This window comes from Trichocoleus sp. AS-A1, assembly GCF_039962015.1.
Lineage (GTDB): Bacteria > Cyanobacteriota > Cyanobacteriia > Cyanobacteriales > FACHB-T130 > FACHB-T130.
In genome coordinates this window covers 277,635-292,266 of record NZ_JAMPKG010000001.1, presented here as the reverse complement: position 1 = coordinate 292,266, position 14,632 = coordinate 277,635, and the positions used below count along the sequence as shown (strand labels likewise).

The 14,632-nt window shown below is 44.7% G+C and carries 14 protein-coding genes; 7 read left to right on the top strand and 7 right to left on the bottom strand.

Annotation, left to right across the window (positions count from 1 at the left end):
- Positions 1–11: 11 nt before the first annotated feature.
- Both NC994_RS01365 and NC994_RS01360 read left to right on the top strand, forming a co-directional pair.
- Positions 12–878, top strand: coding sequence for an SGNH/GDSL hydrolase family protein (locus NC994_RS01365; RefSeq protein WP_347276523.1), 867 nt, complete (start codon positions 12–14; stop codon positions 876–878).
- Positions 879–977: 99 nt separating this feature from the next.
- Positions 978–2,183: a 4-hydroxy-3-methylbut-2-enyl diphosphate reductase gene (locus NC994_RS01360; RefSeq protein ID WP_190411395.1), complete on the top strand. Its 1,206-nt coding sequence runs from the start codon at positions 978–980 to the stop codon at positions 2,181–2,183.
- Positions 2,184–2,246: 63 nt separating this feature from the next.
- On the opposite strand, the gene NC994_RS01355 is transcribed toward NC994_RS01360, so the two are convergent.
- Both NC994_RS01355 and NC994_RS01350 read right to left on the bottom strand, forming a co-directional pair.
- Complete coding sequence (locus NC994_RS01355; protein WP_190436429.1) at positions 2,247–3,134, bottom strand: mechanosensitive ion channel family protein; 888 nt, start codon at positions 3,132–3,134, stop codon at positions 2,247–2,249.
- Between the two features lie 17 nt (positions 3,135–3,151).
- Positions 3,152–3,304: a hypothetical protein gene (locus tag NC994_RS01350; protein WP_190411397.1), complete on the bottom strand. Its 153-nt coding sequence runs from the start codon at positions 3,302–3,304 to the stop codon at positions 3,152–3,154.
- A 607-nt stretch (positions 3,305–3,911) separates the two neighbouring features.
- On the opposite strand from NC994_RS01350, the gene NC994_RS01345 reads away from it, so the two are divergent.
- The 3 genes from NC994_RS01345 (at position 3,912) to NC994_RS01335 (ending at position 6,115) form a co-directional block, all read left to right on the top strand.
- Entirely contained in the window at positions 3,912–4,736 is an 825-nt protein-coding gene (locus tag NC994_RS01345; protein ID WP_190436426.1) for an SDR family NAD(P)-dependent oxidoreductase, read from the top strand.
- Positions 4,737–4,892: 156 nt separating this feature from the next.
- Positions 4,893–5,342, top strand: a complete 450-nt coding sequence (locus NC994_RS01340) for a GAF domain-containing protein (RefSeq protein WP_190436423.1) — start codon at positions 4,893–4,895, stop codon at positions 5,340–5,342.
- Between the two features lie 386 nt (positions 5,343–5,728).
- Positions 5,729–6,115 carry a hypothetical protein gene (locus NC994_RS01335; protein ID WP_190436421.1) on the top strand — a complete coding sequence of 129 codons (387 nt, stop codon included), beginning with the start codon at positions 5,729–5,731 and terminating at the stop codon, positions 6,113–6,115.
- A gap of 51 nt (positions 6,116–6,166) precedes the next feature.
- Here NC994_RS01335 and NC994_RS01330 read toward each other — a convergent pair whose 3' ends face one another.
- The 4 genes from NC994_RS01330 to NC994_RS01315 all read right to left on the bottom strand — a co-directional run bounded on the left by NC994_RS01330 (position 6,167) and on the right by NC994_RS01315 (position 10,073).
- Positions 6,167–6,970 carry a hypothetical protein gene (locus NC994_RS01330; RefSeq protein ID WP_190436418.1) on the bottom strand — a complete coding sequence of 268 codons (804 nt, stop codon included), beginning with the start codon at positions 6,968–6,970 and terminating at the stop codon, positions 6,167–6,169.
- 285 nt (positions 6,971–7,255) lie between these two features.
- On the bottom strand, positions 7,256–7,621 hold the full coding sequence (locus NC994_RS01325) for a transposase (protein ID WP_190436416.1): 366 nt from the start codon (positions 7,619–7,621) through the stop codon (positions 7,256–7,258).
- A 350-nt stretch (positions 7,622–7,971) separates the two neighbouring features.
- On the bottom strand, positions 7,972–8,517 hold the full coding sequence (locus tag NC994_RS01320; protein WP_190436411.1) for an SH3 domain-containing protein: 546 nt from the start codon (positions 8,515–8,517) through the stop codon (positions 7,972–7,974).
- A 47-nt stretch (positions 8,518–8,564) separates the two neighbouring features.
- Complete coding sequence (locus tag NC994_RS01315) at positions 8,565–10,073, bottom strand: UbiD family decarboxylase (RefSeq protein ID WP_190436408.1); 1,509 nt, start codon at positions 10,071–10,073, stop codon at positions 8,565–8,567.
- Positions 10,074–10,186: 113 nt separating this feature from the next.
- On the opposite strand from NC994_RS01315, the gene NC994_RS01310 reads away from it, so the two are divergent.
- Entirely contained in the window at positions 10,187–11,932 is a 1,746-nt protein-coding gene (locus NC994_RS01310; RefSeq protein ID WP_190436405.1) for an NYN domain-containing protein, read from the top strand.
- 41 nt (positions 11,933–11,973) lie between these two features.
- Here the strand turns inward: NC994_RS01310 and NC994_RS01305 are convergent, their stop codons facing one another.
- On the bottom strand, positions 11,974–13,446 hold the full coding sequence (locus tag NC994_RS01305; protein ID WP_190436402.1) for a cyclic nucleotide-binding domain-containing protein: 1,473 nt from the start codon (positions 13,444–13,446) through the stop codon (positions 11,974–11,976).
- 344 nt (positions 13,447–13,790) lie between these two features.
- Between NC994_RS01305 and NC994_RS01300 the strand changes: the two genes are divergently transcribed.
- A complete protein-coding gene (locus tag NC994_RS01300; RefSeq protein WP_190436399.1) occupies positions 13,791–14,492 on the top strand; it encodes an SDR family oxidoreductase in 702 nt (233 codons plus the stop codon).
- The last annotated feature ends 140 nt before the right edge of the window (positions 14,493–14,632 follow it).

The window sequence follows — 14,632 nt, the reverse complement described above, 5'->3', positions numbered from 1 at the left end:
TCTGATTTAGTGTGTCCACTCGCTCGAAAACCTTTCTTCCGGCTTGGGCGCTTTTGTCCCTAGCTACCAACGGGTTGCTGATGCTAACAGTAATTTTGTTGCTGAATCGGGATCGGTGGCTATCAGCTAGGTTACAAGCTAGCGATGCTACCTCTGTAGAGCCGATCCCAGAAGACGTCTCTACCAGCCTGCTGACGAAAACACTACCTTCCACACCCGCGTTAGGGCCGCGCCACCAGCTGAATTACGCTCAGTGGGTGACGCTGCTCAGGCAAGAAGCGGAGGTAGCCGCAACCAAAAATCCCAAACATTTAACCGTACTGGCTGGGGATTCGCTCAGTCTGTGGTTTCCTTCGGAGCTATTGCCAACAGAGCGCACTTGGCTCAATCAAGGAATTTCTGGAGATACTTCGGGGGGTTTGCTCAACCGATTGGATGTGTTGGACGAAACTCAGCCGGAAACGATCTTGGTGATGATTGGCATTAACGACCTGATCCGAGGGGTGGGGGATCGGAGAATTCTGGCGAACCAGCGACAGATTATCCGCTATCTGCGACGGGTTCATCCCCAAGCACAGATTGTTGTGCAGTCGATTTTGCCCCACGGCGGTAAAAAGTCAACCTGGGTGGGACGCGATCGCCTGATTGCTATCCCTACCAGTCGCATCCGCGAACTGAACCGACAACTGGGCGCGATCGCTCGTTCGGAATCTGTCAGCTATCTCGATCTCTATCCCCTGTTTGCCGATAGTAACGGCAATATACAGCCCGAACTGACGACGGATGGCTTGCACCTAAGTCCCCAAGGCTATGTTATTTGGCGCTATGCCCTTCAATTCTTCATGCAGGTGGAAACAGAACCCAGCAAAGCCAATTAAAAATTCCTGGCTTTGACTTTGCTGGGTAACGCCAGCTGAGCGTCCAGGCATTTTATGATCGACGAGGAGAACCACCAGAATGAGAGAGGAAACGGCTGCATGGATACAAAAGCCTTCAAACGGTCATTAAACAGTTCTGAGAACTACCATCGCAAGGGCTTTGGTCATCAAGAGGAAGTCGCTGGTGTCCTCAAATCCGAGTATCAGAGCCATCTCATTCAGGAAATTCGGGAAAACAACTACACCCTGAAACGCGGTGATGTCACCATCCGGTTAGCCGAATCGTTTGGTTTTTGCTGGGGTGTGGAACGCGCCGTCGCAATGGCTTATGAAACCCGCCAGCACTTCCCGACCGAGCAGATTTGGATTACTAATGAAATTATTCACAACCCTTCTGTGAATCAGCGCTTGCGCGACATGAAAGTAGGGTTTATCTCAGTAGAGAAAGGGGAAAAAGACTTCTCCGTTGTCGATGCGGGTGACGTGGTGATTTTACCGGCATTTGGTGCCAGCGTTCAGGAAATGCAGCTGCTCAACGACAAGGGTTGCAAGATTGTCGATACAACCTGTCCTTGGGTTTCTAAAGTTTGGAATACGGTCGAAAAGCACAAGAAAAAAGCTTATACCTCGATCATTCACGGCAAATACAATCACGAAGAAACTGTCGCCACCAGTTCTTTTGCTGACAAGTATTTGATCGTGCTGAATCTGGCACAAGCGGAGTATGTCTCTAACTACATTCTCAATGGTGGGAGTCGCGACGAATTTATGACAAAATTCAGCCGCGCTTGCTCAGAGGGATTCGATCCCGACACCGATTTAGAGCGGATTGGTATTGCTAATCAAACCACGATGCTCAAGAGCGAAACCGAGCTAATCGGCAAGCTATTTGAGCGCACCATGATGAGAAAGTATGGGCCAAGCGAGTTAAACGAGCATTTCCAAAGCTTCAACACCATCTGTGATGCGACTCAAGAGCGGCAAGATGCTATGTTTCAGCTAGTAGATGAAAAACTAGATCTCATGGTGGTGATTGGGGGGTTCAATTCTTCCAATACGACGCACTTACAAGAAATTGCCATTGAGCGGAAAATTCCTTCCTATCACATCGATAGCGCCGAGCGAATTGGCCCTGGCAATCGTGTGGAGCATAAGCCGCTGGGTGGCGATTTGGAAGTTCAGGAAAATTGGCTCCCCGCTGGTCCCATTGTGGTAGGAGTTACTTCTGGAGCTTCAACTCCCGATAAGGTGGTAGAGGATACGATCGAGAGGATTTTTGAGCTGAAAGTGGCTGCGGTGGTTTAACAAAATTAGGGGATGAATTCGTTTTGAGTTTTGAGTTTTTCTTCAATTCAAAACTCAAAACTTTCAGCTTTTTTGGGCACCATCTGCAACTGGGGAAGCATCGTTGAACTGATCCTGGTTGTAGTTGTAAAGCGTGCGGATGGGGTAAGGAATGTTAATGTCAGCGCGATCGCAGGCTTGTTTGATCGCGATCATCACCTTGGTTCTCGTGCGGCGCACATCTACCTTGTGCGGCGATGTCCAATAGCGGACGACCAAGTTCATCGAGCTATCACCAAAGCCTAATCCATCCACTTCCGGTGCTGGCTTCGATAAGACGCCTTCGACTTTTAACACGGCTTCGAGCAGAGTTTCGACAGCGTAGGGTAAAGGTGTATTGTAATCAACGCCAATTTCTAAATCAGTCCGGCGGTGGGGCATCGCCGTCAGCACTTGCACCGGACTGGTAAAGACAATTGCATTTGGCACGACGATGCGCTCTCCCTGATAGGTGATAATTTGGGTGGCGCGCAGGGAAATTTCTTCAATCGTTCCCTCGAAACCGTTTACTATCACTTGATCCCCCAACCGAAACGGTTCCTGCAACAGCAGCAGCACTCCCGCCAGAAAATTTTTGAAAATATCTTGAAAGGCGAAGCCAATCGCTACCGAGCTGAGTCCCAGCAAACCAATGATGTCGCCCAGCCGCAAGTCTGGGAAGGCAACAACACAGGCGAAGAGAATCCCTACCACCCAGGTTCCTACAAAACTGGTCTGCACGAGCAGCAGGCGCAGTGATGGGTTTTTCAGGGCACGCCTGCCAACGCCACGGACGAGCCGCCGAACTAGATTCGCTCCATACCGAGTTAAACAGAGGATTGCGATCCCCATCAAAATTCCTGGTAGCGCCTCAATAGTTTGACCCATCAGGTTTAATAAGCTCTGTTGGATTTCTTTGATCAAAGCAGCCATAGGCGAAAGGGATCATCTTAAACTTTTGCCAGAATATCAAATATCTCAAAACCGAGCGGTTTCTTCGCTTGGGTTTTGGCGTGAGCGATCGCTTTTTGGTTGGCTCTCTTCGGACGCCCAGTGTGTTCCACAACACCAGTAAATAGGAAGTCGCCCGCTCCTGCGCTCACGGCATCCCTTGACTTCCCCAAAGGAACACCTCGCCCAATTTAGCTCCAGCAAAGCATTTGGCAGTTTTGTAACAGAATGTTAAGCAAAATTTATTAAAATTTATTGCGATTCGTTGATGCAGTTGCTAAGGTGTGCTTAAGAGTTGCTTCTGGTCAATGCCCGTATTTTAGGAGACGTGCCATCCATGCTCTACATCAAACTTGGCTGTACACCCATTCACTGATTGCAGGATTGCCTGAAACTTTATTTCTCTGACGGTACACCAACCTTGCTAGACGGCGGAGGAATTTCTTTGTTTCACGATTCAAAATGCATTTCTTCAATTTCATCTGGTTCCTAACTCGTGTTCCCCTTACGTACTGCCAGTCCAACTCTTATTTGACTGAAGTTTTCCGGAAAGACATTTCTCAGGTTTGTCTACAAAAATAGGGTTCCCTGCAAGAATTTTGAGAAATGTCTTGCTCCCAACAGTTCAGTTCAACTCATCTGTAATTACGAGTTACTGTTTTCCTCACTGCGAGCTTAGAAGATGCTACCTCTACTTCTTTGCATCTTGAACTCGGCACTATCAGCGCGGTGAGACCTCAAATGGAGAAGGTTTAAGTTATGAATATTCAAGGAAAGACAGCTCTGATTACCGGAGCTTCCCGTGGAATTGGGCGAGCGATCGCGCTTGAACTCGCGCAACAAGGAGCCAAACGCCTGTTGCTGGTGGCACGCGATGCCGATCGCTTAGCGGAAGTCGCCGCCGAAATTGAAGCACTTGGCGTAGAAGCCGCGATCCTGCCATTGGATCTGGCTCAGATAGTAGAAGTGAATATTGCGATCGCCCAAGCTTGGCGAGATTATGGTCAGATTCATCTGCTTGTCAACTGTGCGGGAGTTGCACACCAAGCGCCCTTTTTGAAATCTCAACTCCCGGATGTGCAGCAAGAAATCGCGATTAATTTAATGGGAATGTACACCATGACTCGTCTGGTTGCTCGACGTATGGCAACCCAACGGGAAGGAACCATCGTGAACGTTTCTAGCTTGATGGGCAAAATTGCCGCGCCGACGATGGCGACTTATTCAGCCACCAAGTTTGCGATTTTGGGATTCACCCAAGCCTTGCGCGGTGAACTCGCTGACTACAATATCCGGGTGATGGCTTTGCTGCCATCTTTGACCGACACTGACATGGTGCGAGAATTAAAGTGGTTTCGCTGGGTAGTGCCCACGACTTCTCAGAAAGTTGCTCAAGCACTCGTCACTGGACTGCAAAAGGAATCGCCAGAAATTTTAGTGGGATGGCAAAGTCATTTAGCTGTGTGGTGCAATCGCATTGCACCTTGGCTGCTAGAGAAAGTTTTACTGCTAGCAGCACCCCTGTCGAAGTATAAACAAAAGCGCTACCACAGACTCCGAGAGGCTGGAATAATTTCGCGTTAAAGTCTGTTATCAACAGGAGAATCTGATTCCAGAGTAGAGACGCGATTAATCGTGTCTCTACTTTAGCTGTGAAATTTATTTCCAGGCTCCGAGCGTTAGTGCCATTTAACCTAACTGTATTTGGATAGACTGATTGCAGATAAAGAGATGTTAACGATGAGTCAAAATCGCCAGATATTAGATGACATTGCCGAACGCATCCAAGCAATTGTCAATGCTGAAACAGCCAGCGTGGTTCTAGCTGAGTCCGAAGGGGAAACCGTCTACTATGCGGCAGCAATAGGCAAGCACGCTGAGTGGGTGTTGGACAAAAGGGTTGCCGCAGCGACTTCCGGATTGTGTGGTACGGCATTTCAGAGCGACAAACCCGTGTTAGTTTGTCGTACTGAGGGCGATCGCCGAGTCCGGCAAGATCATGCTAAAGCATTGGGAATTGAGACAGCTTTAGCCGTACCACTCTACTACGAAGGCAAGCTTTTAGGAGCGCTACAAGCTTGGAATCGTACTGACGGCAGCTTATTTGACGAAGAGGCAGAAAGTGTTTTGGCTGCTTACGCCTCTGAAGTTGCTCCACTGGTTTATCAATACCAGACAACTATGAAGTAGAGGATAATTTGCAGGAAAAAGCGATCGCGCTGGCTTGAAATAAGCAACGAATCAAAGATGAGCAAATGACCCAAGATGAACCCATAGAACCAAAGCTTCTACGCCACTCCAATTCCCCCTCTTCCTCCAATCCCTCCTCCTGCTCCCCGCAAGCGAGGAGGGGGCTAAGAGGGAGATGGGTGCGATCGCACTTGCGGTGATGAGGATGCGATCAACGCAGTACGGTAGTACAGATGATTTAAAGCTTCCTGATTTTAACGTTGCTGGAAGTTTAAAAATAAAATCGCGGTGTCCTAGTTAGCGGTCGGGACTTTCTATAAATAGCTAAATATTATTTCAAGTAGAGTTTACGTTTATGTTAACAGCCCTAATTTTTGAGGAATTACATGGAGCTACCCTTATTTTTAGAGCAATTGGGAAGAGATTTAAATAATTTTCAAACTTATTTAAACAATCAAATAATCCAAGACGATGATGTTAACACTCTTAAAAATCACATCTATGAAACCAGGATATTACTGGATAAAAGTAAAACTAAGTTAACAGCATCTTTGAATATCAATCTACCAGATTATCCAGATGAAGACTTACAACAACTGTTGTATTATAAAGACAAAATTATAGAAATTCAAACATCATTAGAGAAGCTTACAGGTGTACCTGAGACACTAAATAAGATAGTTCTGAACCTGTGTAAAGATATCGATTACAGAATAAAACTTCGTATTTCCAGAGGTCAACCGAAAGCGCGCAAGCGTAGTACCAACTTTTAATCATTTCCTGGCTGTACTGCTGCCATCTTTATGTTTCCTTGAAAAAGCCGCTTATCTTACCTTAATAGACATTTTTTCAAATTCGATTATGATATATTTAAATATTCTTTTTACAGTATCACTTTTGACATAGTATTCTTTTATATTTTCTTGTTCTTCAAGATGTTTTTCAATAGCTTTTATCGCTATTTCGTATGGTTTATTTTTCTCAGGCATATGGGATATTGCTGAAGCGTGTTTCTCTGGTTCTACTATGCAAGCAGCACGATTTAGAATACTATCATATAACCAGTTGATACATTCACGAATATCTTCATTAAACTTAGCTTTGTGTTTTTTAGGAATATTAAAGTTTGCCTTTGATACAGCGCCCAAAGCAGTTTTAAGTAAAGCTGACCTATTAGCTCTAACATCCAACCATTTAGCAATTTCTTCAGCCGCCTTGCGGCTGGAATGAAACTTCTCTGGAGCAAACCGAATTGAGCGAATAATCTCTAACAATTTCTCTCGTTCTTCAGAAACATCCAAAGACTCAACTGCCTTTTTTAATTCATTGGTATCGCCTTCTAATTGCTGCCTAAAATCCTCCATTTCTGATTCTAATTGTTCATCTAAATTTTCCGTTGATCGTTTTTCTGCTTCTGCTTCAATCTCTTTTGAGATTGTATAATTAACCAAGGTCAGAAAACCTAGTGCGACAGCAGGAGCGAAAACAAAATTTACGATTTGCCTATCCCGCTCTGAAAGAGTTGTAGGAAATTGACTATATATGAAACCAATAAGCCATGTAAAGGCACCGAAAATAAAAACAAAAATTGATGATGAATTAATTTTAAAAAAGCTTCCTAAATTCATGTAAAAACCCTAGATTCATCTTTATAAACCCTGTCCAATTTTTCTAACAAAATGACACAGTCTCTAAAAATCATTTCAGAGACACTGTGACTCTGTCGGAATTGTGCCAAGACTGTCAAAGTTGTCTGTCTAGCCCTGATTGACTGGTAAAGCCAGGAAAGACCCCGTTAAGGAAATTAGAGAAATCGTTGTCAAGTAAAGGCTCCTGGCTTTCACCCTAGGAATTATCAGCTAGTCTGACTGCGTAACGGTTGCAGAAGTTTTGTCAGTTAATCAGGCACTAGACTAAACCACACTGAGCTTTTGTAACAGTTCCGGTTCCTCCGTTATGGCTCTACGGATACGCTCGATCATGTAGCAAGCTGTGTTTTTGTTCACCCCGATCTCCTTAGCAAGCTGACGCCCACTGATGCCTGCTGGCGACTTTAAAACAAGGGGAATCGCCAAAATCCATTTGTCCAAGTCTACATGAGTTTTATGAAATAGCGTACCAACTGTAACGCTATATGAAGTAAAGCACTCATTACACTGGTATCTGTGTTCATTCTTCAATTTCCTATAATTGGTCGATTCGCAATATGGACACTTTGGCTTTCCACTCCAGCGAATTTGTTCAAGAAGGGCAATGCAATCTTCGTGATTTCGTCTCATCTTAAAACTCAGAACTCTGAGCTTTAAGATGGATTACAAGTTCAAGCGTTCAACTGCCTATTAGCGTCTGTAAGCCATTTGGGATATGCGATCGCCTGTAATTGCTAAAGCAAAACCCCAAGACAGTCAACCTTGGGGCTTTGTGGGTCTATTCTCAATAAAATTTACTTAAGCGATAGAAAAGACACAGCAGGCGATCGCGATCGCCTCAGACTTCCTCCTACGCGCCTCTTCAAGCTTGAACTACCGTAAAGCTTGCGATCGCAACAATTTATCAGCCCAAGCTGCATCTGGGTCTGATAGCGATCGCACTAGCCCATAAACCTAATCTATTGCACCTCGCAAAACAATTAAGAACAGGTTGTGCCTACACCACATTGATCGTCACTTTTCAGCCAACCTTTAACACCTCGATATTCAATCTCCGCCCATTCTCCCTGACAGCCTATTAATTTAACATCGGTTCTACGTGGAACTCGTGCAATTTTTCGGCTTTGCTGACTGGGACTAACATAAAGATTAACGCCATTAGTTTCATAGCCCCTCGTTGATGTGCCTAACATGGGCAAAAACACCCAGCCAGTTCCCTGAAAGCCGCCAATTTCTCTAAAAGCATTCGTAATTTTTACCCAATTTCCAGAGGAAGCAATGATATCAACTGACTCGTATGTGGGAATTTTTCCCAAGATTCGACTATTACTACTTGGGCCGCTACGCACATTTAAACCTTGCGGATCTTTGTCGATAACGACGGCAGAAATATCGCATTTTTTTTCATTAACTGGTTGCGCTAATACGCTAAGATTAGCCGTGCCAGTATTGATAACCCAACTCATGCTAGCTAGCGCTAATCCTAAGGTTAGCTTTGATGCTGTCTTGTTCGCCTTTTTAGCCATAATTTTCCCGATTATTTAACACCAGCGTTAGTGCTGGTGCCAAACAATTACTTCATATCGTAGCCGAACAATTTCGGATCAACTTCTCCTAATTGCAAGTCGGCTAAACCATACTCTGCCCAGCGTCGTTCCACCATCGCCGCCACATCTGGATCGGATTCCAAAGGTTCGCCCCATTCATGTTCGGTTTCAGGAGGAATCTTCGTAGTCGCATCAATTCCCATGCGTCCGCCTAAACCAATTTTTTCACTGGCGAAATCCAAAGTATCAAAAGGCGTATTCGGCAAAATGAAAACATCACGCACCGGGTCAACTTTAGAACTAATTGCCCACACCACTTGACGCGGATCGCGGATGTTAATGTCTTTATCTACCACAATCACAAACTTGGTGTAAGTAAACTGAGGTAAAGCACTCCAAAAAGCTAAGGCTGCACGTCGCGCCTGACCCGGATATGCCTTATCAATGGAAATAATCGCCGCTTTATAACTCAACGCCTCCATTGGGAGGAAGAAATCAACAATTTCTGACACTTGTTGCCGCAAAATCGGCGTGTAGATGCGGTTTAGCGCGATCGCCATCATCGCTTCTTCTTTCGGCGGACGACCGCTAAAAGTTGTCATATACATTGGATCTTTGCGGTGTGTCATGCACTGGAAGCGAATTAACGGCGAATCCTCGACACCGCCGTAATAACCCATGTGATCGCCAAAAGGGCCATCTGACAGCACTTCCCCCGGTGTAATCGTGCCCTCTAGGACAAATTCCGAGTCGGCTGGCACTTCTAAATCTACCGTCTTACACTTCGCCAACTGCACCCCAGAACCGCCGTAGAGTCCGGCAAACAGCCATTCTGATAAATCGACTGGAATCGGCGTTGCCGCAGCCATGATGATCAGAGGGTCAACACCGAGTGCGATCGCAACTTCCAACTTTTTCCCCCGTTCCGCCGCCTTGCGTAGATGTCTCGCACCACCCCTCACCGATAGCCAATGCACCGTCATCGTGTTGTGCGATTGCAGTTGCAGTCGGTACACCCCCACATTCGGCGTACCCGTCTCGCAATCCTTGGTAATGACCAGCCCTAGCGTGATTATCTTCCCAGCATCCCCAGAATAAGGACGAATTAACGGCAATTGGTTCAGATCCAGATCATCACCTTGGATAACCACTTGCTGACAGGCTGGGAAAAAATCGCGCCCCGGTTTCGCCTTCAGCACATCAAATAGCACCTTGCCAAACTCCACCGCCTGAGAAATCTTCTTCGGTGGCTTCGGCTGTTGCAACATACTCAGCTTTTTGCCCAGTTCCTCCAACTCCAACGGATGCTGCATATTCATCGCCCAGCAAATCCGTTCAACTGTACCCATCAGGTTCACCGCCACCGGATAAGCTGACCCTTTTACATTTTCAAATAGCAGCCCAGGACCACCGCGTTGTAACATCCGGTTGGAAATCTCAGCAATTTCCATATCTGGGTCAACTAAGGCATCGATTCTCCGTAACTGCCCTCGTTCTTCCAGTAGCTTGATGAATCCCCGCAAGTCTCTTGCCATAGTAAAGATTAAGAAGTATAAAGCACTTTCTTTTATTATGAGGGGAATCCTAAACCTAAGAGCGCTCCCTAGAGACTTCAGGGATACGCCGCCTGAATATAACCCAAAAAACTATGCCAGATAACGTTCGCGTGACGTCGGTAAATGATTCTACTGTCATTAAGGAAATTAGTTTCTGTATCTATCAAACCATTATTTTTGTTCAGCAACAGCAGCCAAAATTATTAACTGAAAAGTACCGGAATGTTCCTTGGAGTGATGCTCTCTATCAATCCTCTTTCCTATTAAAACTGCAAACAGAACTCAACAAAGCATCTGATAGAGATGCGCTAATTAAAACAGTACGAAAATTACTGCGATTAATCTTAACTCCTCAATGTTTAGAATTACCGATATCTAGTAAATTAATAGAAAAACTTCGTATCTTAATCGATTCAGCATCTGAAATAGCTCCCAGAAATGGCTCAGCCTTTTCACATCCAGCAGAAGCGCCACGAGTGCTGATTCCAGAGCAACATATCGCGATTTTGCTTTTGGATGCCGAAAACTTACAACTCGATACCGAAACAGAAAAATTTTTAACAACCGTCTGTACTTACTTTATCCAAGTTAAAATTGCCTTTGCCAATTGGCGGCGCATGGGTAAATTAGATGCGGAATTGCATGAACGCGGCTATGATTTAATTCACGTTCCTGCTGGTAGAGATAACGCTGATGGAAAAATGATAGCAGTTGGCTTATCAATCCGGGAACACTACCCAAAAGTTAAGGAAGTCTTAGTTTGTTCATCAGATACGGTGATGACCAATCTTTGCAACCATCTTCAGAAATACGGGTTAACGGTATATCGGGTTTTTCGACACGGTTCTAATATAACTGTATCTAACTATAAAACAGGTGAAATTGAAACTTATACGCCTAAAGACTTACCCGTTATTCCACCATTAATGCAATGTATTAGTTATTTAAAAGCGTTGCTTGCCGAAGAACAAGAACGGGCTAAAATTCAGTGGGTAAAGTTATCTGCCCTATCTCAGCTATTTTACGAAAAGTACGAAATTACTATCAATCAAGTTGTTGATACTTATAGTCCCGGTAAGACTGATAAAGATATTTTCATAGATAAACCCTCAGATTTTGTAGTACATCAACTCCCCGAAACTTCTGAGGTATATATAACTCTATTTAAAGTCGGTCAAGTGACCAAAACGACTAAACAAGAGCCTGAGTTAAAAACTGATAAAACTCAAGCCGGGAATCAGACTTTAGTTGAACCCCAAAAAGCACCAGAAAATTCTAAACTTGAACAGCAATCAGACGATAAACTTCAAGCTTTATCTACTATTACTTCTCTAGCAGAACTAGAAAATGCAGTTTTAAATATTATTCAGGCAATGCAAGCCCAATCTTTAGATGCAAAAATATTAATAGGACCGCTGGGTGGAGAATTCAGTAAAGTGTATGGTGAATCCCCGACTGCATTACTTAAAAAACTAAAATCCGGTAATAATTTCACCCAGTTTTTACAGTCATGTTCTAAGTTAAAAGTTGAGAAAAATGGGCAAGGTTATCAGGTAGCGATCGCTCACCCTTCCTTATATAAAATTGACTCTTGCCTTGAGCTGGAACAAGTGCTATTAAATATATTGAATAGTTTAACGGCTGAATCTCCAAAAAGCTATATTCCCCTAGAAACTTTAGGAGGAGAATTTCATAAGCAATACAATCAACCAATCTCTGAAATTATCAAACAATTTAATCCAGAAGGTAGCTTTACTCAATTTATAAAGTCTTATAGTTGCTTCAAGGTAGAGAAAACCAATAAAGGATATCAAGTAGCGATCGCTCAAAAATCCTAAATCAAATCGCGATCCATTGCTTAAATTAAACAAATTAATTCTTAGATGCCGAAAAGGCTTTGAATTCGTTGACGGATTCGGATTAAAGGAGTCTGTTCGGAGACTTCTTCTGTTAGTATTCCCAAATCTCGTAACGCCTGTTGTCGTTCTGATAACTTTTGGGCAATCTGATCGGCTAACTCCTGATGCGTGACTAAAAGCTTCTGTAAGTCGTTGCGGTCTACGACAAACAAAATGGAATCTTCCAAAGTGCGAACTGTTGCTGAGCGAGGAGTTCCTAGTAACAAAGAAATTTCTCCAAAAAATTCCCCTTTGTGAAGCGTTGCAATATATTTCTCTGCTTTTTGAGAAAAGACTTCTACAGAGCCAGTCAGAATAATATAAAATGAATCGCCAGGGTCATTTTCTTGACAAACAGCCTGTCCGTTTGGATACAGTTGTCGATATCCGTACTCAATCAATTGACGCAGTTCTAAATCCGTACACGACTCAAAGAAAGTGACTCTCCGCAACAAATCGCGCAGCGTCCAATTATCGGGGGATTTGGGAAGAACTTTGGGGTTGGGTGTGATAGTACTATTGTGCGAATTGACTTTGCCATTAGGAACATCTGTCGCGCTGGTTTTATGAAACCGATGCGTTATTTCTTCTAAATTGCGAATGTGGATATCCCTCTGGGGAAAAGGAATCTCGATTCCCCGGTCGCGAAATTCATTCTCAATCGCAAAGTTTAAAGAACTTTTGATGGGATCGCTACCCTGCGGTCGATCGATCCAAACTAATAGCTCAAAATTTAAAGAACTTTCTCCAAAATTTTTAAACCAAACTTTGGGAGCAGGAGAAGATAAAACGCCTGGTTCCATTCGAGCAGCCGCTAAAAGTGCTTCTGTGACTAAGATGGGTTCGCTCCCATAGGCAACTCCAATCGGGATATGGATGCGACACTTGGGGTCCTTATAAGTCCAGTTAATAATATGGTTTTCTACAAATCGAACATTGGGAACGATGACAAAAACGCCATCCAGCGTCCGAACAATTGTAGAACGAATAGAAATATTTTCTACAGTTCCTAAAAGACCATCAACTTCAATAAAGTCTCCGGCTCTAATCGGTTGTTCAAAAAGTAGCGTCAATCCGCTGATAAAGTTGCTGGATAAATTCTGTAATCCAAATCCCAACCCAATTCCAATCACTCCAGCAAATACCGTTAGAGAACTCAGGTTGATGCCTGCCGTTTGCAAGACAATCATAAATCCGAAACCAGCTAAAAGGTAGCCGATGACGGCTGCGATCGCTTCTCGCGTTCCTCGATCCAATTTCACCCGCACCAGAATTTTCCGCTTAATCCACTCGCTGGTAGCGCGAGAAGCGATAAAGACAGCGATCGCTAACAAAATCAGTTGGACAATCGAACCGAGAGAAAGACGGGTGTTGCCGATTTCAAAAACCGGGGTTGTAAATAGCTGGGATAAGCCAGCAAATATTTCCCCTGTCTCTTTGACTATCCAATCCATGATTTACTCAACCTGAAGCAGGAACTCTCACGCACTTTGTCCATCACAGCCTCGATTTTTACGAAATGTCAAGGTTTTACCTGGGAAGTCTGCTCATTTTCGCGGTTTCTGCTTTGAGAGGCTCTACCAGGAAATGCCTACTGGATGGGCTGCTGCTGCGCTTAGGTGCTACTACGGTGTTCCCACCCTCTTCCTAGAGTTTCTCGGTGATGGCGGCAAGCAAGAGCCTCCTGAGAGCCTTCTTAGGCGAGGTCTCCTCACCTTGGAAACGAGAAATCACTGGTTTGAGCAGAATGAATCGCGGTCAGTATGATGGGAGAAGATGTAAAGAAATGTAAAGGAATATGCAAGATAAAGTCGTTGTCATCGTTGGTGCTACCGGCGGCATTGGTTCTGTCTTAACTCGCAAACTAGCACCGATGGGGGCGCGGTTGGTACTAGCGGCAAGAGATAGCAGCCGGTTGGAAAACTTGGCATCTGGACTCCCCCAAGTCTTAACCGTACCGACAGATATTACTAAACCGCAGCAAGTGGAGACGCTAATGGAAAAAGCGATCGCCCACTTTGGTCAAATTGATGTTTTAGTCAATGCGGCGGGCGCTGGCGTCCTGAAGCAATACAACCAGTTAGAACCCGCAGATTTAGACGCCATGCTCGACGTGAACTTAAAAGGCAGCTTCTACACCTGTCAGGCAGCAGCGGAGGCGATGAAGGAGCATAAAAGCGGTCATATCTGCAATGTAGTAGGGATTCTAGGCAAGCACTCAATGGCGATGGCAGCGGCTTACTGTGCCTCAAAATTTGGCGTCGTGGGTTTCAGCAAGTGTATGGCAGATGAACTGAAGCGCTTCGGCATCAAGTTCACCCTGTTCTATTTTGGCGGCGTTGATTCTCCTTTTTGGGATAATGTCAGCCTAAAAGTCGATCGCAAAAAGATGCTCAGCCCTGAAACTGCTGCTGATGCAATTCTGTTCGCGCTCAGCGCCGATCCGCAAGCGGTGCCGATGGAAATTAATATTCAACCAGAAAGCCACCTATTTTTCTAATTAGTCACTGCGAACTCAGTACACCACGTATAAAATCTGCTGTTTTTTACTGGCTCTGTGCTACTCTCTCCATCTCCCACTCAGTCGTTGACAAAGCCAGGGAAACCCAGATCCTAAAGCACTCAGCACTTTATCAAAGG

Excerpts from the sequence above, each read along its gene's own strand:
- NC994_RS01360 (WP_190411395.1), top strand. The coding sequence starts at position 978 with ATGGATACAAAAGCCTTCAAACGGTCATTAAACAGTTCTGAGAACTAC.
- NC994_RS01355 (WP_190436429.1), bottom strand. The coding sequence starts at position 3,134 with ATGGCTGCTTTGATCAAAGAAATCCAACAGAGCTTATTAAACCTGATG.
- NC994_RS01345 (WP_190436426.1), top strand. The coding sequence starts at position 3,912 with ATGAATATTCAAGGAAAGACAGCTCTGATTACCGGAGCTTCCCGTGGA.
- NC994_RS01340 (WP_190436423.1), top strand. The coding sequence starts at position 4,893 with ATGAGTCAAAATCGCCAGATATTAGATGACATTGCCGAACGCATCCAA.
- NC994_RS01335 (WP_190436421.1), top strand. The coding sequence starts at position 5,729 with ATGGAGCTACCCTTATTTTTAGAGCAATTGGGAAGAGATTTAAATAAT.
- NC994_RS01330 (WP_190436418.1), bottom strand. The coding sequence starts at position 6,970 with ATGAATTTAGGAAGCTTTTTTAAAATTAATTCATCATCAATTTTTGTT.
- NC994_RS01325 (WP_190436416.1), bottom strand. The coding sequence starts at position 7,621 with ATGAGACGAAATCACGAAGATTGCATTGCCCTTCTTGAACAAATTCGC.
- NC994_RS01320 (WP_190436411.1), bottom strand. The coding sequence starts at position 8,517 with ATGGCTAAAAAGGCGAACAAGACAGCATCAAAGCTAACCTTAGGATTA.
- NC994_RS01315 (WP_190436408.1), bottom strand. The coding sequence starts at position 10,073 with ATGGCAAGAGACTTGCGGGGATTCATCAAGCTACTGGAAGAACGAGGG.
- NC994_RS01310 (WP_190436405.1), top strand. The coding sequence starts at position 10,187 with ATGCCAGATAACGTTCGCGTGACGTCGGTAAATGATTCTACTGTCATT.
- NC994_RS01305 (WP_190436402.1), bottom strand. The coding sequence starts at position 13,446 with ATGGATTGGATAGTCAAAGAGACAGGGGAAATATTTGCTGGCTTATCC.
- NC994_RS01300 (WP_190436399.1), top strand. The coding sequence starts at position 13,791 with ATGCAAGATAAAGTCGTTGTCATCGTTGGTGCTACCGGCGGCATTGGT.